At 63.4% G+C, this 18,856-nt stretch carries 23 protein-coding genes and 2 tRNA genes; 15 read left to right on the top strand and 10 right to left on the bottom strand.

The window, feature by feature from the left end:
- Positions 1–48: 48 nt before the first annotated feature.
- The 7 genes from BLW56_RS14160 to queE all read left to right on the top strand — a co-directional run bounded on the left by BLW56_RS14160 (position 49) and on the right by queE (position 6,229).
- Positions 49–1,038, top strand: coding sequence for an LLM class flavin-dependent oxidoreductase (locus BLW56_RS14160; protein WP_093511312.1), 990 nt, complete (start codon positions 49–51; stop codon positions 1,036–1,038).
- 110 nt (positions 1,039–1,148) lie between these two features.
- Positions 1,149–2,336 (top strand): aspartate aminotransferase family protein, encoded by a 1,188-nt coding sequence (locus tag BLW56_RS14155; protein ID WP_093511311.1) that lies wholly within the window; start codon positions 1,149–1,151, stop codon positions 2,334–2,336.
- A complete protein-coding gene (argF, locus tag BLW56_RS14150; protein ID WP_093511310.1) occupies positions 2,333–3,259 on the top strand; it encodes an ornithine carbamoyltransferase in 927 nt (308 codons plus the stop codon). Before BLW56_RS14155 ends, argF begins: the two co-directional genes overlap by 4 nt.
- Positions 3,260–3,269: 10 nt before the next feature.
- Positions 3,270–4,193, top strand: coding sequence for an Hsp33 family molecular chaperone HslO (locus BLW56_RS14145; protein WP_093511309.1), 924 nt, complete (start codon positions 3,270–3,272; stop codon positions 4,191–4,193).
- Positions 4,194–4,332: 139 nt separating this feature from the next.
- Positions 4,333–4,737 carry a DUF3617 domain-containing protein gene (locus tag BLW56_RS14140; protein ID WP_093511308.1) on the top strand — a complete coding sequence of 135 codons (405 nt, stop codon included), beginning with the start codon at positions 4,333–4,335 and terminating at the stop codon, positions 4,735–4,737.
- Between the two features lie 171 nt (positions 4,738–4,908).
- The gene (queC, locus tag BLW56_RS14135) at positions 4,909–5,592 is read left to right on the top strand and encodes a 7-cyano-7-deazaguanine synthase QueC (RefSeq protein ID WP_093511307.1); all 684 of its coding nucleotides are present in this window, start codon (positions 4,909–4,911) and stop codon (positions 5,590–5,592) included.
- A 4-nt stretch (positions 5,593–5,596) separates the two neighbouring features.
- Positions 5,597–6,229, top strand: a complete 633-nt coding sequence (gene queE / locus BLW56_RS14130; protein WP_093511618.1) for a 7-carboxy-7-deazaguanine synthase — start codon at positions 5,597–5,599, stop codon at positions 6,227–6,229.
- A gap of 2 nt (positions 6,230–6,231) precedes the next feature.
- On the opposite strand, the gene BLW56_RS14125 is transcribed toward queE, so the two are convergent.
- Together BLW56_RS14125 and lipB are read right to left on the bottom strand one after the other, a co-directional pair.
- Entirely contained in the window at positions 6,232–6,576 is a 345-nt protein-coding gene (locus tag BLW56_RS14125) for a hypothetical protein (RefSeq protein ID WP_093511306.1), read from the bottom strand.
- Between the two features lie 9 nt (positions 6,577–6,585).
- On the bottom strand, positions 6,586–7,239 hold the full coding sequence (gene lipB, locus BLW56_RS14120) for a lipoyl(octanoyl) transferase LipB (protein ID WP_093511617.1): 654 nt from the start codon (positions 7,237–7,239) through the stop codon (positions 6,586–6,588).
- A 130-nt stretch (positions 7,240–7,369) separates the two neighbouring features.
- On the opposite strand from lipB, the gene BLW56_RS14115 reads away from it, so the two are divergent.
- Positions 7,370–8,116 carry a hypothetical protein gene (locus tag BLW56_RS14115; RefSeq protein ID WP_093511305.1) on the top strand — a complete coding sequence of 249 codons (747 nt, stop codon included), beginning with the start codon at positions 7,370–7,372 and terminating at the stop codon, positions 8,114–8,116.
- 110 nt (positions 8,117–8,226) lie between these two features.
- Positions 8,227–9,102 (top strand): hypothetical protein, encoded by an 876-nt coding sequence (locus tag BLW56_RS14110; protein ID WP_093511304.1) that lies wholly within the window; start codon positions 8,227–8,229, stop codon positions 9,100–9,102.
- 58 nt (positions 9,103–9,160) lie between these two features.
- Here BLW56_RS14110 and hemF read toward each other — a convergent pair whose 3' ends face one another.
- Together hemF and BLW56_RS14100 are read right to left on the bottom strand one after the other, a co-directional pair.
- Positions 9,161–10,021: an oxygen-dependent coproporphyrinogen oxidase gene (hemF, locus tag BLW56_RS14105; RefSeq protein ID WP_093511303.1), complete on the bottom strand. Its 861-nt coding sequence runs from the start codon at positions 10,019–10,021 to the stop codon at positions 9,161–9,163.
- Complete coding sequence (locus BLW56_RS14100) at positions 10,018–10,476, bottom strand: tRNA (cytidine(34)-2'-O)-methyltransferase (protein WP_093511302.1); 459 nt, start codon at positions 10,474–10,476, stop codon at positions 10,018–10,020. Before BLW56_RS14100 ends, hemF begins: the two co-directional genes overlap by 4 nt.
- A 223-nt stretch (positions 10,477–10,699) precedes the next feature.
- On the opposite strand from BLW56_RS14100, the gene petA reads away from it, so the two are divergent.
- From petA to BLW56_RS14080, 4 genes are read left to right on the top strand one after another with little or no spacing between them, the layout of a single operon-like run.
- A complete protein-coding gene (gene petA, locus BLW56_RS14095) occupies positions 10,700–11,257 on the top strand; it encodes a ubiquinol-cytochrome c reductase iron-sulfur subunit (RefSeq protein ID WP_093511301.1) in 558 nt (185 codons plus the stop codon).
- 13 nt (positions 11,258–11,270) lie between these two features.
- A complete protein-coding gene (locus BLW56_RS14090) occupies positions 11,271–12,557 on the top strand; it encodes a cytochrome b (protein ID WP_093511300.1) in 1,287 nt (428 codons plus the stop codon).
- Positions 12,558–12,588: 31 nt separating this feature from the next.
- Complete coding sequence (locus BLW56_RS14085) at positions 12,589–13,401, top strand: cytochrome c1 (RefSeq protein WP_093511299.1); 813 nt, start codon at positions 12,589–12,591, stop codon at positions 13,399–13,401.
- 26 nt (positions 13,402–13,427) lie between these two features.
- Positions 13,428–13,982 carry an adenine phosphoribosyltransferase gene (locus BLW56_RS14080; RefSeq protein WP_093511298.1) on the top strand — a complete coding sequence of 185 codons (555 nt, stop codon included), beginning with the start codon at positions 13,428–13,430 and terminating at the stop codon, positions 13,980–13,982.
- On the opposite strand, the gene BLW56_RS14075 is transcribed toward BLW56_RS14080, so the two are convergent.
- On the bottom strand, positions 13,929–14,354 hold the full coding sequence (locus BLW56_RS14075; protein WP_143043467.1) for a RidA family protein: 426 nt from the start codon (positions 14,352–14,354) through the stop codon (positions 13,929–13,931). The two genes, BLW56_RS14080 and BLW56_RS14075, sit on opposite strands and share 54 nt — an antisense overlap.
- Before the next feature lie 104 nt (positions 14,355–14,458).
- On the bottom strand, positions 14,459–15,232 hold the full coding sequence (locus BLW56_RS14070; RefSeq protein WP_093511616.1) for a DUF1134 domain-containing protein: 774 nt from the start codon (positions 15,230–15,232) through the stop codon (positions 14,459–14,461).
- Between the two features lie 245 nt (positions 15,233–15,477).
- Here BLW56_RS14070 and BLW56_RS14065 point away from each other — a divergent pair.
- Positions 15,478–15,570 (top strand) — tRNA-Ser (locus BLW56_RS14065).
- A 377-nt stretch (positions 15,571–15,947) separates the two neighbouring features.
- On the opposite strand, the gene BLW56_RS14060 is transcribed toward BLW56_RS14065, so the two are convergent.
- Positions 15,948–16,023: transfer RNA gene (locus BLW56_RS14060), tRNA-Lys, on the bottom strand.
- Between the two features lie 43 nt (positions 16,024–16,066).
- On the bottom strand, positions 16,067–16,588 hold the full coding sequence (folK, locus tag BLW56_RS14055; RefSeq protein ID WP_093511296.1) for a 2-amino-4-hydroxy-6-hydroxymethyldihydropteridine diphosphokinase: 522 nt from the start codon (positions 16,586–16,588) through the stop codon (positions 16,067–16,069).
- A gap of 23 nt (positions 16,589–16,611) precedes the next feature.
- On the opposite strand from folK, the gene BLW56_RS14050 reads away from it, so the two are divergent.
- Positions 16,612–17,301: a uracil-DNA glycosylase gene (locus tag BLW56_RS14050; RefSeq protein WP_093511295.1), complete on the top strand. Its 690-nt coding sequence runs from the start codon at positions 16,612–16,614 to the stop codon at positions 17,299–17,301.
- Here BLW56_RS14050 and BLW56_RS14045 read toward each other — a convergent pair.
- A complete protein-coding gene (locus tag BLW56_RS14045; RefSeq protein WP_093511294.1) occupies positions 17,262–17,738 on the bottom strand; it encodes an RNA pyrophosphohydrolase in 477 nt (158 codons plus the stop codon). The two genes, BLW56_RS14050 and BLW56_RS14045, sit on opposite strands and share 40 nt — an antisense overlap.
- Positions 17,735–18,682: an alpha/beta hydrolase gene (locus BLW56_RS14040; RefSeq protein ID WP_093511293.1), complete on the bottom strand. Its 948-nt coding sequence runs from the start codon at positions 18,680–18,682 to the stop codon at positions 17,735–17,737. The genes BLW56_RS14045 and BLW56_RS14040 overlap by 4 nt, the downstream gene beginning before the upstream one ends.
- Between the last annotated feature and the right edge of the window lie 174 nt (positions 18,683–18,856).

Genomic DNA, 18,856 nt, shown 5'->3' with positions numbered 1-18,856 from the left:
GCGAAGGCTGCGCTTGAACCGCGGCAACCCGCACCGCATATCGGTTTCATGACGAAACTCTCTTTCCTCGATCTCGTGCCCGTGACCGACACCGGCACGATCGCCCAATCGCTCGCCAACGCCGCCGACCTTGCCCGCCATGCCGAGGCGCTGGGTTACGAACGCTATTGGGTCGCCGAGCATCACGGCATGACGGGGATCGCGAGCGCCGCGACCTCGGTCGTGCTCGCGCATATCGGGCAGGCGACGTCGACGATCCGTATCGGGGCGGGCGGCATCATGCTTCCCAACCATGCGCCGATGGTGATCGCCGAACAATTCGGCACGCTCGAAGCCTTGTTCCCCGGTCGTGTCGATCTGGGCCTCGGCCGCGCGCCCGGTTCGGACGGCGTTGTCGCACGTGCGCTGCGACGCAATCTTGCGAGCGACGAGCGCCAGTTTCCGCAGGATGTCGTCGAGCTTCAGGCCTTCCTCGCCGGCGACGACCGTCTCGGCATCCGTGCGGTGCCGGGCGAGGGAACGAATGTTCCGCTGTGGATATTGGGATCGAGCCTGTTCGGCGCGCAGCTCGCGGCGATGCTCGGCCTGCCATATGCCTTTGCCAGCCATTTCGCGCCCGACGCGCTCGACGAAGCGCTCGACATCTATCGCCGCCAGTTCAAGCCGTCGGCGCAGCTTGCCGAGCCCTATGCCGCCGCGGCGTTCAATGCCTTTGCCGCCGACACGCGCGAAGAAGCCGAACTGCTCGCCTCGTCGCAGCAACAGGCTTTCGTCGCGCTGCGTACCGGCAATCCCGGCAAGATGAAGCCGCCATTGGAAGGCTATAAGGACAGTCTGCCGCCCAATGCGCGCGCGATCCTCGACCATGTGCTGCAATGTTCGGCGGTCGGAACGACGGAGGATATCGCTGCGGGGCTCAAAGCCTTCGTTACACGCACCGGCGTCGACGAGGTGATCATCGCATCGTCGATGTACGATCATGATGCGCGCAAGCGCTCGCTCGCGCTGACGATCGAGGCGGGCAAGGCGCTTCGATAATCCGCGCCCCGTGTTGACGCGGCTCCGGCTGCGGCAGTATAGGGGCGGTCCGACCAAGGGCGGCCCGTTTTGTGGGTCGCCTTTTTACTTTTGACTGAAAGGTGCCTGCCATGACGATCACGCCGCTGATGCCCGTATACCCCCGGTGCGGTGTGCGTCCGGTTCGCGGCGAGGGCGCCTATCTGATCGGCGAGCGAGGCGAGCGTTATCTGGATTTCGCGAGCGGCATCGCGGTCAACCTGCTCGGCCACGGTCATCCGCATCTGACGAAGGCGATCCAGGATCAGGCCGCGACGCTGATGCATGTGTCGAACCTCTATGGCAGCCCGCAGGGTGAGGCCTATGCCGCGCGGCTCGTCGAGAACACGTTTGCCGATACGGTCTTCCTGACCAACTCGGGCGCCGAGGCCGTCGAATGTTCGATCAAGACCGCACGTGCCTATCATTCGAGCGCGGGCAACGCCGAAAAACATACGCTCATCACGTTCAACAACGCCTTCCACGGCCGCACACTCGGCACGATCTCGGCGACCAATCAGGAAAAGCTGCGCAAGGGTTTCGACCCGCTGCTGCCGGGCTTCGCCTATGCGCCGTTTGACGACATCAACGCCGCGCTCGATCTGGTCGACGACAATACGGCGGGCTTCCTCGTCGAGCCGATTCAGGGCGAAGGCGGTATCCGTCCGGCGTCGCAGCCCTTCCTTCAGGCGCTGCGCGACATTTGCGACAAGCGCGACCTCATGCTCGTGTTCGACGAAGTCCAGTGCGGCGTCGCGCGCACCGGCCATCTCTACGCCTATGAGCATTTCGGCGTCACCCCCGACATCATGGCGAGCGCCAAGGGTATCGGCGGCGGCTTCCCGATGGGCGCGTGCCTCGCGACCGAAAAGGCCGCGCGCGGCATGGTGATCGGTACGCATGGATCGACCTACGGCGGTAACCCGCTCGCCTGCGCCGCAGGACAGGCGGTACTCGACGTCGTGCTCGAAGAGGGTTTCCTCGCGTCGGTCAAGGCGACCGGCGAGCGTCTGCGCGGCGCACTCGAGCAGCTCATCCCCAACCACGACCAGCTGTTCGACAGCGTGCGCGGCGTCGGCCTGATGCTCGGTCTCAAGCTCAATTCGGACAGCCGCGCGTTCGTCGCGCATCTGCGCGACAACCATGGGCTGCTGACCGTCGCGGCGGGCGAAAATGTCGTGCGCGTGCTGCCCCCGCTGAACATCGACGATAACCACATCGCCGAATTCATCGAGAAATTGTCGGCAGGTGCGGTGAGCTACACGCCGCCCGAAGTGTGATGCGGAGCTTCCTGAACCTGTCCGACGCGGGCGGGGACGCGGTCGCCGCGATGCTTGCCGACGCGATCGATCGCAAGGCGGCGCGTGCCGGCTGGCCCAAGGGCAAGGCCGATGCCGACGCGCCGCTCGCGGACCATGTGCTCGCGATGGTGTTCGAGAAGAATTCGACGCGCACGCGCGCATCGTTCGACATCGCGATCCGTCAGCTCGGCGGAACGCCAATGATCATGGACGCGGGCGTCACGCAGCTTGGGCGCGGCGAGACGATCGCCGACACCGCGCGCGTTCTGTCGCGTTACGCCGATGCGATCATGATCCGCACCGACGATCACGCAAAGGCGCAAGAACTGGCCGAATATGCGAGCGTGCCGGTGATCAACGGGCTCACCGACCTGTCGCACCCGTGCCAGATCGTCGCCGACCTGCTCACGATCGTCGAGAGCGGCAAGGCGCTGCCCGGGCTCGAGCTCGCATGGCTCGGCGACGGCAACAATGTCCTCGCCTCGCTGATCGAGGCGGCGGGACTGTTCGGCTTCAACATTCGGGCGGGCGTGCCGCAGGGCTATGAACCCGACGCGAGCTTTGTCGAAGCCGCGCGCGGGAAGGGCGCCAGAATCGATATCATGCGCGACGCGGGCGAAGCGGTCGCAGGCGCCGATGTCGTCGTCACCGATACCTGGGTGTCAATGGGACAGGACCATGCGCACAACAAGATTGCGGCGATGGTGCCCTATCGGGTCGACGAACGGTTGATGACGGGCGCCAAGAGCGATGCGGTTTTTCTGCATTGCCTTCCCGCGCACCGCGGCGACGAAGTCGTCGATGCGGTGATGGACGGCCCACAGTCGCGCATCTGGGACGAGGCCGAAAATCGCGTCCACGCCCAAAAGTCGATCCTGCTATGGGCGCTTGGAAAATTGTGAGTTCGAAGACGTGAGCGACATCATCGAAACCTGGTTCGATCAGCCCCTGCTGTTCACCATCGCCGACCGCCATGTACGCGGGCGATTGGTGCGTCTGGGGCCGACGCTGCGGACGATCATCGGCGCCCATAATTATCCGCCGGTCGCCGAAAAGCTGCTGGCCGAAGCATTGGTGCTGACCGTTCTGCTCGGTTCGACGCTGAAGGACGAGAACGGCCAGATGACGCTGCAGGCGCAGACCGGCGGCGGTCCGGTCGAACTGCTCGTCTGCGACTATCGGGGTGGCGAACTGCGCGGTTACCTCAAATTCGATGCCGAACGGCTTGCCGAAATGGGGTCCGATCCGACGCTTTTTGCCTTGTTCGGCGAAGGCTTTCTCGCGATCACCTTCGATCAGGCGACGACGGGCGAACGCTATCAGGGCATCGTCCCACTCGAAGGCGGCTCGATCGGCGAGGCGGCCGAACATTATTTCGAGCAATCGGAGCAGATTTCGAGCCTGATCAAGCTGGCGGCGCGGCACGACGCGGAGGCGGGCTGCCTTGCAGGCGGGCTGCTGCTCCAGCATCTGCCCGAAGGCGAAGTTGGCCGCGACCGGCTGCACGTCCGGCACGACAATCCCGAATGGGAACATGCCAAGACGATCGCCACGACGCTGAAGGCCGAAGAGCTTACCGATCCGGCGACCTCGCTGGAAACGCTCGCTTGGCGGCTGTTTCACGAAGATGAGGTCCGCGTCGAGGCCGGTGCGGCGGTATCGCGCGGGTGTCGTTGCAACCCCGAATATTATGCGGGGGTTCTGGCACAGTTTCCGGAGGCCGAGCGCGCCGACATGGCGGACGAAAATGGCGATATCGTCGTCGATTGCGCCTTTTGCTCGCGCGTCTTTCCGATCCCGCTCGACGAAATCGCGGCGCATAATCGCCCCGAATAGCGACCGATTTTCCGGAACGCTCGACGGCAAGGCGAGTAATTCCAGCGCCAAGCGGTTGAAAACGCATCGCCGGGTTGCTAGCTAAATGCGAACGGGGTCGCGTACTCGCTCGCTTGCGGGCGGCCGATGGATAGGTGGAATGGCGATCTTCTCTCCCATATTGCGAATGTCTCTGGTGGCGCTCGGGCTGGCGGGCGCGAGCGCGGTGCCGGCGCAGGCGCCGTCGCTGGCGATGCTCGACCGGCTCGAAAAGGGCAGCTGGCAACTACGTGAACGCGGCAAGGATGCGGTGCTCCAGACTGTGTGCCTCGGCGACGCGCGCAGGCTCATCCAGATCCAGCATCCGCGCGCCAATTGTTCGCGCTATGTCATCGAGGACACGCCGAATTCGGTGACGGTCCATTATACCTGCCCCGGGGCCGGCCATGGCCGCACGAGCATCCGCAGCGAGACGAACCGGCTGGTTCAGATCGACACGCAGGGCATCGCCGACGGCAAGCCCTTCTCGCAGGCGATCGAGGCACGTCGCACTGGCGGCTGCTGAAGAACGATTTGTTAACCATGGTGCGTTAGAAGCGGGGCAGGGCTTCTTCATGCCCTTTCTCCCTAACGGCTGTCATGCCGAACTGGGCCGTGCGGCAAGCGCCTCGCGGCCCTTTTCTTTTGGTACGGCGCAGGCCTTGCACCCCTTGCTGCACAAGCCTATCTGGCGCCGATGCAGCAAGTATCCGGAAAAACGGTGATCGTCCTCCTGTCGGGCGGGCTCGACTCGATGGTCTGTGCGGGCCTCGCGCGCGAAGCGGGCGCGCGCATCGTCGCGCTCACGATCGATTATAACCAGCGTCACCGCGTCGAGCTGGAGTCCGCCGCGCGGATCGCGTCCTATGTGGGGGCGGCCGAGCATATCGTGCTGCCCCTCGACCTGCGCCGCTTCGGCGGATCGGCGCTGACCGACGATATCGACGTGCCAAAGGACGGTGTCGGCGACGATGTTCCGATCACCTATGTTCCCGCGCGCAACCTGATCTTCCTGTCGCTGACGCTCGGGCTCGCCGAAGCGAGGCAGGCGCAGGATATCGTCATCGGGGTCAATGCGCTCGACTATTCGGGCTATCCCGACTGCCGTCCCGAATTCATCCAGGGGTTCGAAAAGCTCGCTGCGCTCGCGACGCGTGATGGTGACAAGGGTGTCGATTTCCATATCCACGCGCCGCTGCAACATATGACCAAGGCCGATATCGCGGCCGAAGCCGCGCGGCTCGGGATGGACGCGGGGATGAGCTGGTCGTGCTACGACCCGACACCCGAGGGACTGCATTGCGGATCGTGCGACAGTTGCCGCTTGCGATCGAAGGGCTTTGCCGATGCGGGGCTCGCCGACCCGACGCGCTACGCCTGAACCGATGGGCTACGCGGTCAAAGAGATTTTCCTCACCTTGCAGGGTGAGGGCGCGCAGGCAGGGCGCCGCGCGGTCTTCTGCCGCTTTTCCGGCTGCAATCTGTGGACGGGCCGCGAGAAGGACCGCGCAAAGGCGATCTGTCAATTCTGCGACACCGATTTCGTCGGCACCGACGGAACGCTCGGCGGCAAATACAAGAATGCAGCGGCGCTTGCCGACGTTATCGCCGATAGCTGGGGCGAGGGCAGCGGCGACCGCTATGTCGTGCTGACCGGCGGCGAGCCGATGCTGCAGGTCGACGCTGCGCTGATCGATGCGCTGCACCAACACGGCTTCATGATCGCGATCGAAAGCAACGGCACGCTCCCGATCCCACGCAGCATCGACTGGATTTGCGTCAGCCCCAAGGCGGGCAGCGAGCTGGTGCAGACGAGCGGCGACGAGCTGAAACTGGTCTGGCCGCAGCCGGGAAGCGATGTCGCGCGGCTCGCGTCGCTCAAGTTCGAGCATCTGCTCGTCCAGCCGCTCGACGATCCGCAAGCTGCCGCCAATGTGCAGGCGTGCATCGACCTGGTGATGGCCGATCCGCGCTGGCGCCTGTCGCTTCAGACGCACAAGAATCTGGGGTTGCGCTAGGGCTATTGGCCCTTTTTGGCGGCGGGATCGGCGGTGATCGCCTTTCGCGCGACCGGAATGTCGACCGCATCGGGATTGCTGTCGGCTTCGCTTTCGGGCGCGGCCTCGTCGGCGCTATCCGCATCGTCGCTCTTCGCGGCGTCCTTCTTGGTGCCGTCGTCGGGGACGCTATTGTCGACCGCCGTGCCGTCGCTGACCGCGTCGTCGAGGATAATCATCGAATCGCTGACCGAACCCGGCTGAACCTCGACCGCGTCGAGCTTGGTCGTCGACTTGCCGGCGGAATCGCCGCCACCGCAGGCAGCGAGAGCGAGCAGGGAGAGCGAGGCGAGGAGGGTGCGGGTCATGCGGTGTTCCTAATCGCTTGGCGAAAGCTTGTCGAGAAAGGCGGGCAGCGTTTGCAGGAGCGCCGCATCGACGTCGGCAAAGCTCGCGGTCTTGCCGAGCGCCGCCAAGCTGGTGACCGGGAATTCGGCGATGCCGCACGGCACGATGCCGCCGAAATGCGCCAGATCGGGCGCGACGTTGAGCGAGAAGCCGTGCATCGTCACCCAACGCTTCACGCGCACCCCGATCGCGCCGATCTTCGCCTCGCGGCCGTTCGCATCGTCGGTCCAGATGCCGATGCGTCCCTCCGCACGGCGCGCCTCGACATCGAACAGCGCGAGCGCGTCGATCACCCATCCCTCGAGCGCGGAGACATAAGCGCGCACGTCGCGGCCGCGTTTCGTCAGGTCGAGCTGGAGATAGCCGACGCGCTGGCCGGGGCCGTGATAGGTATAGCGCCCGCCGCGCCCCGCATCATAAACGGGAAACTGGGGGTTCAGCAGCTCGGCGGGATCGGAACTGGTGCCCGCCGTATAGAGCGGGGGATGTTCGATCAGCCAGATGAGTTCGCCGGCCTCGCCGGCATGGATCGCGGCGGCGCGCGCTTCCATGTCGGACAGCGCCAAGCCATAATCGGTCAGGCCGGAACTGACGGTCCATTCGGGTGTGGGAAGCTTGCTCATCGCGTCGGCTATCTGGCGCGCCCAGGCCGCATGCGCAAGACCCTCGGCATGCTTTGCCGACAGGGCTGGACAGACGCGCCGAAGATCGTCACCTTCGATGCGAAGGGGAACCAAAAATGATGGGGTATCAATGGTAAAATTCGACATGGGTGCGGCGTGGGACGATACCCTGCAGCTTCTGAAATCGCACACCGCATTGGTCGGCACGATCGCCGGCGTGTTTCTGTTTCTGCCGACGCTCGCCGTTGCATGGTTCGGCCCCGTGCCGATCGAGCCGCCCGCGGGCGCCGACATCAACCAGGTGATGGAAGGGTTTCGCGAAAGCTTTCGCCAGATGATCCCGGGGCAGATCGCCATCGCGCTCTGTACGCTGATCGGCACGGCGGCGATCCTGCGGCTCTGGCTGTCGCGAACCGGAACAAGCGTGGGCGAGGCGCTGACATTCGGTTTCATGCTCTTTCCGACGATGCTGGCGATCCAGATCTTGTGCGGTTTCGCGATCGGTTTCGGTTTCATCCTGCTCATCATCCCCGGCCTCTATCTGCTCGGGCGTCTCGCCCTCGTTGCGCCCGCCGTGGCCGATCGCAGCCTCTACAATCCGTTCGAAGCGATCCGCACGAGCTGGGACCTTACCCGTGAGAATGGCTGGGCGATCTTCTTCTTCCTCTTCCTCGTCGGGCTGGTGATCGTGATCGCCGCGCTGATCGTCGGGGGCGTGGTGTCGGTGATTGCGGGATCGGGGCCGGGACTGGGCCGGATCCTCGGCGGCTTCGTCGAGGCCGCTTTCGGTGCGGCGGGCAGCCTCGTTTCTATCGCGGTATCCGCGGCTGCTTATCGTCAGCTTACGCTGCGGACGTCGTCGGACGTCTTTCAATGATCATGGAACCTCACGGGAGCGGAGGGTGTCGCAAATAGGGCAGGGCCGGCGGGCCTTCGCCCAACCTTGGGTGGTGTGAAAACAGGCTTTGATAAGCAGGGGCAAGTGACATGATAAAGATGAGTCTTGGTGCGGCTTTCTCCGAAACCTTCGGGTTTCTGAAGGCCAATTGGATGCAGATGCTGCTCTGGCTGGGCGGCGCAGTGGTTCTTGCGTGTATCCTCGGCTGGCTGCTTCTTCGCAACGCCATGGGCACGATGATGATGGCGTCGGGAGATCCGTCGGCGGCGTTCGGTGCGCTGGGCTCCTTCTTCCTCTTCGCCATCCTCGCCGGCACGATCGTTTTCGCGGCGAGCCTGCTGATCTGGCGGACCGGGCTGGTCGGGGGTGAGCCCGCATCGGATATCGGCTGGGGGCTTGGCGCCGGGGCTGCCTATATGCTGGCGATGATCGTGGTCTATTTCGCAACGATCATCGCGATGTATGTGGTTATGCTCATCATCGGTCTGCTCGCTTTTGCGATATTCGGCGCCAGCGGCATGTCGCTCGAAAGCCTCGCAACCGGTGGCGCGTCGGCAGGGCTGATCTTGTTCGGCATATTGTTCTACATCGCGATCATCGTGTTTTTCCTGTGGTTCTTCGGCCGCCTGTCCGTTGCCGGACCGATCATGGCGGTGAACCGCTCGGCGAATCCCTTTTCGGCTTTTGCCGAATCATGGCGGATGACCGGGGCGTCGCAGTGGACGATCGTCGGTTTCAACCTGCTGATGGCGATCCTGTTCTTCGTCTTTTTCTTCGTCATCTCGATGCTGCTCGGCAGCGTGACGGCGGCGATGATGACGCCGGATGCAGGTGCGGGTGCGATGATCGGCGGACTGATCGTGGCGCTGCTGATCTATGTGCCGTCGGTATTGATCTCGGTGTCGATGCCCGCCGGCGTCTATCGTTCGATCAGCACGAAGGCAGGAAGCGACGTTTTCGCCTGATCGGCTGCCAACGCAAAAATGAGAGGGCGCTTCCGGAAACGGAGGCGCCCTTCTTTTATCAGTTCCACTTGGCGAGCGGCGGCAGGCTCATCAGGATCGCGTCGATATTGCCGCCGGTCTTGAGCCCGAACAGCGTGCCCCGGTCATAGACGAGGTTGAACTCGGCATAGCGCCCGCGCCAGATCAGTTGGGCTTCGCGCTCGGCGTCGGTGAAGGGCAGGCCCATCCGGCGGCGCACGATCTGCGGAAAGATGTCGAGAAAGGCCTTGCCAACCGCCTGCGTCAGTTGGAAGTTGCGGTCGAACTCGGCGTCGTCACCGCATTCGAGGTGGTCGTAGAAGATACCGCCAACGCCGCGGTGGACGCCGCGATGCGGGATATAGAAATAATCCTCGGCCCATTTGGCATAGCGTTCGTAAACGTCGGGTCCGAAGGGCGCGCAGGCGGCGCGTAGCCGCGCGTGAAAGGCATCGGTGTCCTCGGCATATTCGATCGGCGGGTTGAGGTCGGCGCCGCCGCCGAACCAGCGCTTCGTCGTCGCGAGGAAGCGCGTGTTCATATGGACCGCAGGAACATGCGGGTTCGCCATATGCGCGACGAGGCTGATTCCCGTGGCAAAGAAACTAGGGTCGTCGCCCGCGCCATGGATCGACGCGGCAAAATCGGGGGCGAACTGCCCGGCGACGGTCGAGACGTTGACGCCGACCTTTTCGAAGACCTTGCCCGTCATCACGCCGCGCACGCCGCCGCCGCCTTCACCCGGTTCGATGCCATCGGCCTCGCGGTCCCAGGGCGTATAGCCGAAGCGCGCATCGCTGCCCGCTTCGGCTTCGATCTTCTCGAATTCCGCGCAGATGCGGTCGCGGAGCGATTCGAACCAGCCACGGGCCGTCTGTTGCTGCGGATCGAGCGAGATCATGCGGGAAAGCCTTTCGTTTGCCTGAGCGCTTCGGCGAGCGCGATGCCAGCCGCGACCGCGACATTCAAGGAGCGAAAGCCCGCCTGCATCGGAATCGCGACCCGCGCCGCGACCGCGTCATGGACATAAGACGGGACGCCCGAAGATTCGGCGCCAAGCAGCAGGATGTCGTCCGGCTCGAATGTAAAGGCGGGCAGGGGCGTCGCGCCTGCCGTCGTCAACAGCACCAGCCGCCGCTGCGCGTCCACGCTCCATTGGTAAAAGCCGGCCCAATCAGCGTGCCGACGGACGTTCGCCCGGACCGAATAGTCCATCCCGGCGCGCTTCAGCGCGCCATCGGAGAACGGAAAACCGCATGGTTCGATGATATGTGCCGGCGCGCCGAAACAGGCTGCGGTGCGCAATGTCGTGCCGACATTGCCCGCGATATCCGGCTGAAACAGGGCAATTTCCATATACAGCCCATAGCGGCGCCACCACGATGAATCGAGGGGGCTTGGCGTTATGGCTTGGTACTGCAAAGGAAGCCGAAATTGCCTGTTGGCAAGCCCGGACAGTGCGGCTATCAGGCCCGCAATTCCCGGAGGGGCCGCCGGGTTGTGCGCTTTCGTGCGCGTGCAACAGGGACGGCCATAACTTCGAGAACTTTTGTTAGTTCACCCATACAAGGGCAGTCGAATGGCCAGTGAATCTGAACTCAACGCCGGTATCGAGGATGGCGTACGCCGCCGGGATTTCATCAATATTGCGGCGGTGAGTTTCGCTGGTGTCGGTGCGGTGGCCGTGGTGCTGCCGCTGCTCAACCAGATGAACCCGTCGGCCGACGTGCTCGCGCTGTCGACGACCGAAATCGACATTTCGGCGATCCAGCCGGGTCAGGCGATCAAGACGAGCTGGCGCAAGCAGCCGGTGTTCGTGCGCAACCTCGTTGCCAAGGAAATCGCGGAAGCCAAGGCCGTGCCGATGGGCGATCTGCGCGATCCCGAAACGATCGACCAGCGCACCAAGCCCGGCAAGGAAAACTGGCTGATCACGCTCGGCGTCTGCACCCACCTCGGCTGCGTCCCGCTCGGTGCCGCCGAGGGCGAGAACAAGGGCGATTTCGGCGGTTATTTCTGCCCGTGCCATGGTTCGCACTACGACACCGCGGCGCGCATCCGTAAGGGCCCGGCACCCAAGAATCTGGTTGTGCCGCCCTATGAATTCACCAGCGACACCGTCGTGACGATCGGCTGAGGAGCGAGATAAGATGAGCTTTCCCTGGGCCAAACCCTATGAACCGACGCATCCGCTGATGAAGTGGATGGACGAGAAGCTGCCCATCCCGCGTCTCGTCTATAATGCTACGGGCCCCGGCTATCCGGTCCCGCGCAACCTCAACTATTTCTGGAACTTCGGCGTCCTCGCCGGCGCCGCATTGATGATCCAGATCATCACCGGCATCGTTCTGGCGATGCACTATGCCGCGAACGCCAGCGTCGCGTTCAATTCGGTCGAGCATATCATGCGCGACGTGAATGCCGGCTGGTTCATCCGCTATGCGCATATGAACGGCGCGAGCATGTTCTTCATCGTCGTCTATCTGCACATTTTCCGGGGCCTTTATTACGGTTCGTACAAGGCGCCGCGCGAAATGGTGTGGCTGCTCGGCGTCGTGATCTTCCTCCTGATGATGGCGACCGCCTTCATGGGTTATGTGCTTCCCTGGGGCCAGATGAGCTTCTGGGGCGCGCAGGTGATCACCGGCTTCTTCTCGGCGATACCGATCGTCGGCGAGCCGGTGCGCGAATGGCTGCTCGGCGGCTTCGTCCCCGACAACGCCACGCTCAACCGCTTCTTCTCGCTGCACTATCTGCTGCCGTTCGTGATCTTGGGTGTCATCATCCTGCACATCTGGGCGCTGCACATCCCGGGTTCGTCGAACCCGACCGGTATCGAGGTGAAGGACGAACAGGACACCGTCCCGTTCCACCCCTATTACACCGCGAAGGACGGTTTCGGCGTCGGCGTGTTCCTGCTGATTTTCGTCGCACTGACCTTCTTCAGCCCGAACGCACTGGGTCACGCCGACAACTATATCCCGGCGAACTCGCTTTCGACCCCGGCTCACATCGTTCCCGAATGGTACTTCCTGCCCTTCTACGCGATCCTGAAGGCCTTCACCTTCAACTTCCTGTGGATCGACGCGAAGCTGTGGGGCGTCATCGCGATGTTCGGCTCGATCGCGCTGCTGTTCTTCCTGCCCTGGCTCGACAGCTCGCCGATCAAGTCGTCGAACTATCGTCCGCTGTACCGGATCTTCTTCTGGATCCTCGTTGCCGACGTCCTGCTTCTCGGCTGGTGCGGTATGCAGCCGGCGGAACAGCCGTGGGTGATCCTCAGCCAGCTGGGCGCGATCTATTACTTCGCCCACTTCCTGGTGATCCTGCCGATCGTGTCGCGGATCGAACGCCCGCTTCCGATGCCGAATTCGATCACCGAAGCGGTCCTCGCCAAACACGCCACCGACACCTCGTCGGCTTCGGCAACGGCCTGAGCGCCGGACTTTAATAGGAGCTGATACAGCCATGGTTCGTCCGCTCGGATTTCTCGTCGGCCTCGGTTTCATTACCGCGCTGGTGCTCGCGATTTTCACGACGCCGCTCAGCAATGAAGAGAATGTCGCTCACTCGTTTCACAAACATCCGCGTCACCTGAAGCTCGCCAGCGATGGCATCGTGCTGCCGCATTGGGACAAGGCCCAACTGCAGCGCGGCATGCAGGTGTACAAGGAGGTCTGCTCGGCTTGCCACAGCCTGCACCTTGTCGCCTTCCGCGACATTGCGGACCTCGGCTACACCGAAGGCCAGATCAAGACCTTCGCCAAGGGCTTCCAGGTTCCGTCGATCAACCCCGACACGGGTGAACCGGCGACGCGCGATGGCCTGCCGTCGGATTATTTCCCGTCGCCCTATGCGAACGAAGTCGCCGCGCGCGCCGCGAACAACAACGCGCTGCCGCCCGACCTTTCGCTGATCACCAAGGCGCGTGAAGGCGGCAAGGATTATATCTATTCGCTGCTGACCGGGTTCCAGAATCCGCCAGCGAACCTGCCTGCCGAACTGAAGCCGGGCACGGGGCTGCACTACAACCCCTATTTCGCGAATCTCAACCTCGCGATGGCTCCGCCGCTGGCACCCAATCAGGTGACCTATGCCGACGGCACCAAGGCGACGGTCGATCAGATGTCGAAGGACGTCACGGCATTCCTCGTCTGGACCGCCGAGCCCAAGCTGATCAAGCGTATCCAGGTGGGTTATGCAGTGTTCTTCTTCCTGCTGATCTTCACCGTACTGACGTACCTGTCGTACCGGAACATCTGGGCCGACAAGAAGCATTGAGCGCATAGGGGAGGGCGACCAGCTCGATGATCGCCCTCCCGCCTCAGCCGGACCTCGACCTCGCGTCGCTCGTCCGCACCATCCCGGACTTTCCGAAGCCGGGCATCCAGTTTCGCGATATCACCACGCTGATCGGCGACGCCGCCGGTTTTGCCGAAAGCGTTCGCCGCCTGAGCGCGCTTGCCGCCGTGCACCGGCCCGATTTCATCGTCGCGGTCGAGGCGCGGGGTTTTCTGTTCGGTGCCGCTATGGCCACCGCGATGGGGCTGGGCGTCGTCCCGGTGCGCAAGGCGGGCAAGCTGCCCGGCGTCACCATCGGCGTCGACTATGAACTAGAATATGGCGTCGACCGCCTCGAACTGCACGAAGGGGCGGTGCTGCCGGGGCACCGGGTCGTGCTCGTCGACGATCTGCTCGCGACCGGCGGCACGATCATCGCGACCGCTGCATTGATGCAAAGCGTCGGCGCCAACGTGGCCGCGGCGCTTTTCGTGATCGACCTGCCCGATCTGGGCGGATCGAAACGACTAGAGGCTGCCGGCCTGACCTGCGAAACGCTGATCGCCTTCGACGGCGACTAAGTCTGCGTCGCTCGCCGCGAGCGCAACGGCCTCGATTTCGATACGAAATCCGAAATGGAGCGGCCCGGTGGGGACGACGCTTCGCGAAGGCCGCGTTGCGCCGAAAAACGCGCCATACACGCCGTCCAGCTCATCCCAGTCGGATATGTCGCTGAGATAGACCGTCGTCTTGATCACGCGCGTCACGTCTGCGCCCGCATCGCGAAGCACCGATTCGAGATTTCGGAGCGTCTGCTCGACCTGCTCCTTGAAGGGCGCGGCCGCCAGCGATGTATCGCGGCCCGGCAGCAGGGGCAGTTGACCCGACACGAAGATGAGCCCTCCGCCGATCGTGAAAGGCGAATAATGCGGGCCAGCAGGACGCGATGTCATGTCTTCGATCTCCAAATGAAGCTGCGCTGGCAGGATATCATTCGCGCAAAGAAAAAGCCCGCGCCGAAGCGCGGGCTATCGCCCCCGTGGCAAACGGGCTGGTCTTAAAAGGGCACCCAGTTCTGCTTCTTGCGGAACTTCATATAGCCGGCGTTGACGCCAAGCCGGGCGCCGACACCGACACGGATCGGGATCAGCACGACGTCGCCGCGGCGCAGATAGCTCGCATTGAAGCCGCCGACGAGATACGCCGCGCCTTCGCCTGCAGGGTAGCGCTTGTAAAGGTCGTCGCTGTCGAAGAGATTATAGACGAGAACGAACGTGTTGCCGGCATTGGCGCCCGCGTCGAAGCCGATCGACGGGCCGGTCCAGTAAGCGGGCAGCTCGCCCTCGATCTTGTGATGCAGCGTTCCCGAACCGTAGCGCACGCCGAGCACCAGCGCACCGCCGGCTTCGCGGCCGACGATATAGGCGTTGGGCTCGCCCTGCTTCTTGAGAATATCCTCGATCAGTCCGGCCAGGCCCTGCGCGCCCTTGCCGAACACGCCCTCGGCGGCCCCGATCAGGTCGTCCTTCTTGTATGTCGACCCGGGAGCCGCCTCGACTGTCGTCGCCGAGACGTCGCCGTTCGTTGCCGTCCCGTCATAAGGCGGTGTCTCGCTGGTCTGCTGATCGCCTGTCGCCAGATCGCTGTCATATGACGTGCCGGCGGTCGAATCGCTCGACATCGGTGGCGGAGCGGGATTGTCGATATCCGAATCGATCACGGTGCTGTTCGGATCGATTTCGCGCATCTGCGCCGAAGCCGGAAGCGGCGACAGCACAAGGCCGATCGATGCCATTGCTGCGAGAGCAAGGCTGGTGAACGTTTTTCGCATATTGGACCCCCAAAAATCGGACGGCACCGCGGCGCCGAAATCTTCGTTAATCATGACTCGCTTTGACGCTCCGGCAAATGAACCGGCGATGACCTGAGTCGATTTTAAGCCAGACCGAATCATTCGGACGACGAAATGTCGGTAATCCACATAGAAATGCACAATCTTTGCCGTTGCGGGGTGCGAGACGCATGGCTATAGCGACCCGCCTAGGCCAAACCTGTCGTTAGCGCGGCAGACCATGCGGAGACGTGGGTGAGTGGCTGAAACCAACGGTTTGCTAAACCGTCGTACTGGTAAATCCGGTACCGAGGGTTCGAATCCCTCCGTCTCCGCCACCTTGCAAAATTCCCATATTCAATGACTTGTCAGGAAAATGGGAATTATCGCCCTCGGGTGCTTCTCAGAACTAGTCTGTATCCAGTGACGAGCGGGGTCGGGTCGCCGGCCGTTGTCGACGTCCGGCGATCGACGCGATGTATCTTAAAAGCCGAACGCGACGCCCACGCGCCCGCCGGTCGGTCGGTCCCCTGACGGTCGAGCTCGCAAAGCCGCCCAAGAATAGTCCCGCGGCGTTGCCCGCACGACGACAGCGCCGAGGGAGTCCACCTGCATATTCTGATGCGATTGCTGATTGCCTGGGGGCACAGGTAATCTCTCATCCTTCCCAATCGGTCTCTCGGCCAATTCAGAGTGGCAGTTTGAAAGATTTGGATGGTGAGCCCTGCTGGGTTCGAACCAGCGACCTACTGATTAAAAGTCAGTTGCTCTACCGACTGAGCTAAGGGCCCATCGCGGAGCCGCCGAAGCGAGCTTGCGAAGTGAGCCGTCGCCCTAGTGCGCCGATGCGGTCCGGTCAACCGGCTTTGGACGCGAAAGGCGCGCCGCGAGCTGCCGGACGCTGCGCCCGTGCAACGGGTGCTGCCATTCGGGAACGATTGCGCGCAGCGGGCCGAGGACGAAGGCGCGCTGTTCGATCGCGGGGTGGGGGATGGTGAGCGCGCCGTCTGCCCAGACGCCGCCCGACCAGAGCAATATGTCGAGATCGAGCGTCCGTGCGCTCCAGCGCTGACCGGTGCGGCGGCCGAAGCTCGCTTCGATGTCCTGCAATCGTTCGAGCATTTCGGGCGGGCTGAGCGGAGAGGCGACGAGTGCGACCGCATTGGCATAGCGGCGACGCGACGGGCCGATCGGATCGCTGGCGATGATCGGACTGGCGTCGACCGCTTCGATATCGTCGCTTTCCAATGCGGCGAGCGCGGCCAGCAGCACCGCGCGCGGGTCGCCGAAGCGGACATGGCGCCGGTTCGATCCGAGGCCGATGGCATAGAGAGGGAGCGGCATTGCGTTGCTCATATTCGTGCGCCTATCGCAGATGCGTGGAGATTGACAGCCCATTGCCCGGTACCGAGCCGCCGCGCGATTGCCCGCGCTGCCCGCGGCTCGTCGCATTGCGGCGCGAATGCAGGGCCGAACATCCTGACTGGTGGAATGCGCCGGTTCATGCCTTCGGCGACCCCGATGCCTGGCTGGGGTTTGCGGGGCTCGCGCCCGGCAAGCATGGTGCGAACCGGACGGGGCGGCCGTTCACGGGCGATTATGCGGGAGATCTGCTGTTCGCGACGTTGGCCGAATTCGGGCTGAGCAAGGGGCATTACGACGCACGGATCGACGACGGGCTGACGCTCGACGGCGCGATCATCGTCAACAGCGTCAAATGCCTGCCGCCACAGAATAAGCCGACCCCCGTCGAAATCGCGAATTGTCGGCCCTATTTCGAAAAGCAGATGGAGGCTTTGCCCGCAGTCCGCGTGATCATCGCGCTCGGGCGGGTCGCGCATGACGCGGCCTTACGGGCTTCCGGCGAACGGCTTGCCGCACATCCTTTCGCGCATGGCGCGGTCCATGCGTTGCCGGGCGGACGGCATTTGGTCGATAGCTATCATTGCTCGCGCTACAATACGAACACAGGGCGGCTGACCGCGGAGATGTTCGCCAATGTCTTCCGCAGCGCACTGGCGCTCAGGGATCAGACGAGCGGACCGAATTCCTCGACCAGTCCGCGGTAAAGCGCACGCTTGAACGGGACGATCAATTTCTCGATCTCGTTCAGTTCGGCCCACTTCCAGGCGCGAAATTCCTGATGCTTCGTGTGGATGTTCACGTCGCTGTCGTCGCCCATGAAGCGCATCAAGAACCAGTGCTGGCGCTGGCCGCGATATCTTCCGCCCCACATCTTGCCGATCAGTTGGTCGGGAAGGTCGTAGAAATATTCCTCACGGCTGCGCGCGATGATTTCGACCAGCCCGCCATGGACGCCCGTTTCCTCGCCGAGTTCGCGGATCGCCGCTTCCTCGGCGCTCTCGCCCTCGTCGATCCCACCTTGCGGCATCTGCCAGGCTTCGCTTGTCGTATCAAGCCGCTGGCCGACGAAGACGCGGCCGTCCCGATTGGCGAGCATGACACCCGCGCACGGGCGATAAGGGAGAGAGCTATGGTCGATCATGCCGCCCCGGTAGCTTCGGCGACGATCGCTTTCAATACGGTCAATGCCCCGCGAATATCCTCTTTCGCGCTCGGAATGCCCTGCGACAGGTTGATATAGCCGTGGATCGTGCCCGCTGCCTCGCGATAGGTGGTCGGAACGCCCGCTTCGACCAGCTTGGCGGCATAAGCGCGGCCCTGGTCGCGGAGGGGGTCGAGTCCGGCGGTGATCAACAATGTCGGCGGCAGGCCCTCAGCCGGGAAATCGAGCGGCGAGGCACGATAGTCTGCCGGGTCCGCCGCATAATGATTGCCGAACCATGTCATGCTGCCCTCGGTCAGCAGATGGCCTTCGCCGAAATCGCGATAGCTCTGCCAGTCATTGTGCGTCGTGACCGCGGGATAGATGGGATGGATCGCGACGACCGGCTTCGAAGCGGGCTTGTCGCGCAGTGCGAGCGCCGTGACGATCGTCAGATTGCCGCCGGCGCTTTCGCCCGAAAGGACCAGCCCGGTGCAGGGAATATTGTCTGCGACCCAGCGTGTCGCGGCCTCGCAATCGAGCGGCGCGGCAGGGAAGGGGTGCTCGGGCGCGAGGCGATAGTCGATCGCGATCACCGGCATGTCGAGTAGGCGCGCCGCCTCGGCGCAATAGGGATCGTGCGTGTCGAGATCGCCGATCACCCAGCCACCGCCGTGATAAAAGACCATGACCGGACCGGCCTCGCGGTCGGGGCGGTTGTCATAGATGCGGATGGCGATGTCGCCCGCGGGGCCGGGAATCGTCCGGTCCTCCACTTTGGCGATGTCGCCGCGCGGCACATCGGCGAGTTGTCCCATGACGCGGAACATTTCGCGCGCACCCTCGGGCGGCATTTCTTCCATCTTCGGGCCTTCCTGCGCGTTCAGGAAGGCGAGAAACGCGGCCACATCGGGGCGCGTAAAATGGGCGGTTCCGTCTGTCATATACTCTCTCCCTGATCGCTATTTTCGTCATGCTATTCGGGATCGGCGGGGCAAATTCAATCCCGAAATGAAACCGACCTGCGCTTCGCCCTTTGCGGCGCACAATTTTTTCTCAATTGCGGCTTGGCGCACAGGGGCCTAGGCCTCCGTTACAGGTTCGCAAAATTGAGGCAG

Source organism: Sphingopyxis sp. YR583 (assembly GCF_900108295.1).
Classification (GTDB): Bacteria; Pseudomonadota; Alphaproteobacteria; order Sphingomonadales; family Sphingomonadaceae; genus Sphingopyxis.
Note: the sequence above shows the minus strand (reverse complement) of the source record. Positions and strands in the feature narration are given on the sequence as shown.

Bases quoted from the DNA above. Each gene is read 5' to 3' on its own strand.
- BLW56_RS14070 (WP_093511616.1), bottom strand. From the start codon at position 15,232: ATGCGAAAAACGTTCACCAGCCTTGCTCTCGCAGCAATGGCATCGATC.
- BLW56_RS14090 (WP_093511300.1), top strand. From the start codon at position 11,271: ATGAGCTTTCCCTGGGCCAAACCCTATGAACCGACGCATCCGCTGATG.
- petA (WP_093511301.1), top strand. From the start codon at position 10,700: ATGGCCAGTGAATCTGAACTCAACGCCGGTATCGAGGATGGCGTACGC.
- BLW56_RS14075 (WP_143043467.1), bottom strand. From the start codon at position 14,354: ATGACATCGCGTCCTGCTGGCCCGCATTATTCGCCTTTCACGATCGGC.
- BLW56_RS14085 (WP_093511299.1), top strand. From the start codon at position 12,589: ATGGTTCGTCCGCTCGGATTTCTCGTCGGCCTCGGTTTCATTACCGCG.
- BLW56_RS14100 (WP_093511302.1), bottom strand. From the start codon at position 10,476: ATGGAAATTGCCCTGTTTCAGCCGGATATCGCGGGCAATGTCGGCACG.
- BLW56_RS14125 (WP_093511306.1), bottom strand. From the start codon at position 6,576: ATGACCCGCACCCTCCTCGCCTCGCTCTCCCTGCTCGCTCTCGCTGCC.
- hemF (WP_093511303.1), bottom strand. From the start codon at position 10,021: ATGATCTCGCTCGATCCGCAGCAACAGACGGCCCGTGGCTGGTTCGAA.
- BLW56_RS14115 (WP_093511305.1), top strand. From the start codon at position 7,370: ATGGTAAAATTCGACATGGGTGCGGCGTGGGACGATACCCTGCAGCTT.
- queE (WP_093511618.1), top strand. From the start codon at position 5,597: ATGGGCTACGCGGTCAAAGAGATTTTCCTCACCTTGCAGGGTGAGGGC.
- BLW56_RS14140 (WP_093511308.1), top strand. From the start codon at position 4,333: ATGGCGATCTTCTCTCCCATATTGCGAATGTCTCTGGTGGCGCTCGGG.
- queC (WP_093511307.1), top strand. From the start codon at position 4,909: ATGCAGCAAGTATCCGGAAAAACGGTGATCGTCCTCCTGTCGGGCGGG.
- BLW56_RS14110 (WP_093511304.1), top strand. From the start codon at position 8,227: ATGATAAAGATGAGTCTTGGTGCGGCTTTCTCCGAAACCTTCGGGTTT.
- folK (WP_093511296.1), bottom strand. From the start codon at position 16,588: ATGAGCAACGCAATGCCGCTCCCTCTCTATGCCATCGGCCTCGGATCG.
- BLW56_RS14155 (WP_093511311.1), top strand. From the start codon at position 1,149: ATGACGATCACGCCGCTGATGCCCGTATACCCCCGGTGCGGTGTGCGT.
- BLW56_RS14040 (WP_093511293.1), bottom strand. From the start codon at position 18,682: ATGACAGACGGAACCGCCCATTTTACGCGCCCCGATGTGGCCGCGTTT.
- lipB (WP_093511617.1), bottom strand. From the start codon at position 7,239: ATGAGCAAGCTTCCCACACCCGAATGGACCGTCAGTTCCGGCCTGACC.
- BLW56_RS14080 (WP_093511298.1), top strand. From the start codon at position 13,428: ATGATCGCCCTCCCGCCTCAGCCGGACCTCGACCTCGCGTCGCTCGTC.
- BLW56_RS14160 (WP_093511312.1), top strand. From the start codon at position 49: ATGACGAAACTCTCTTTCCTCGATCTCGTGCCCGTGACCGACACCGGC.
- BLW56_RS14045 (WP_093511294.1), bottom strand. From the start codon at position 17,738: ATGATCGACCATAGCTCTCTCCCTTATCGCCCGTGCGCGGGTGTCATG.